Annotated in this window: 1 protein-coding gene; it reads right to left on the bottom strand. The window is 47.0% G+C overall.

From position 1 onward, the window contains the following. A partial coding sequence (locus B7Y67_RS19220; protein ID WP_293600005.1) for a TolC family protein occupies positions 1–1016 on the bottom strand: 1016 nt, incomplete at its 3' end. Positions 1017–1044: the final 28 nt, after the last annotated feature.

Raw genomic sequence — 1044 nt, 5'->3', positions numbered from 1 at the left:
GCTTGATGTATCCAATCCTCAAGGGTTTGGCCTTTTGGCAAATGGGGATTTACGCTATCTGCAATTGGAATGCCATTACTATCTTTTGTTTTAGAGCGAGGGTCTTTGAGAACGCCATCAATCTTAGCCTCTTTAGTGAGAGGCTTTAAGGCGCCGACTGGACGACCAACCAATTGCTCTAATACACCGCGTTTCACAATCAGATCTGCCTGAGCAGCAATTTCTTGAGAATTAGCAAGGTCAAGAGCTGCTTGTGCGGTGTTGACATCAACAATGGTTGCCAGTCCAGCATCAAACTTGGCTTGAGCAATCTCTAGCTGCTGTTTGATTAGCCCTTTTTTATTACGATAGAGTTCTACGTTATCTTGGCTGGTGAGGGCATCAAAGTAGGCTTGCGATACTCTGATGATTAAATCTTGTTGCGCTAAGTAAAAGCGCATATCCGCAATTTTGGTATTGAGGTCACCCTGCTTAAATGCTTCAAATGCAGCCATATTAAAAACAGGTTGGGTCAGGGTAACGGTATAGTTTTTTTGATCGTATACCCGAGTACTGGGATAAGAGCTAGCAGGAGCATTCCCTGCCGCATGCTGATAGTAGCGAGTGCCACCCGGCACTGCGCTGGCCTGTGGGAGTAAGAGGGACAAGCCTTGCCAATACAACTCTTTACTAGCTTGATAGTTAAAACGAGCAGCATTTAATACGGGGTCGCTAAATGCGGCTTCTTGGTAGAGTCGAATTAAATCCGTTGCCTGACTAGTATTAGCCGTGCTGTTAGCGCCGACATTAGACGGTGCTTCATTGATCGGAATGGCTTGCTTTGGCAAAGCGACCATCTGTGGCGGCATGTCTAGACCTACTAAAGATTGTGCGCTCACAGGGGTTGGCAATGAAGGTTTGGCCCCATTAGCGCTTTGCGCTAGCGCTGCGGATGGATAGACGCCGAGTCCGAACGCCTGACCCAGAATTACACCAAAACTGGTTAACTGAGAGAGGCGAAAACGTGTCGATGTCATCTAATTCGGGTACTTTTCAATGTGCCAT

The organism is Polynucleobacter sp. 35-46-11, from assembly GCF_002281105.1.
Note: the sequence above shows the minus strand (reverse complement) of the source record. Positions and strands in the feature narration are given on the sequence as shown.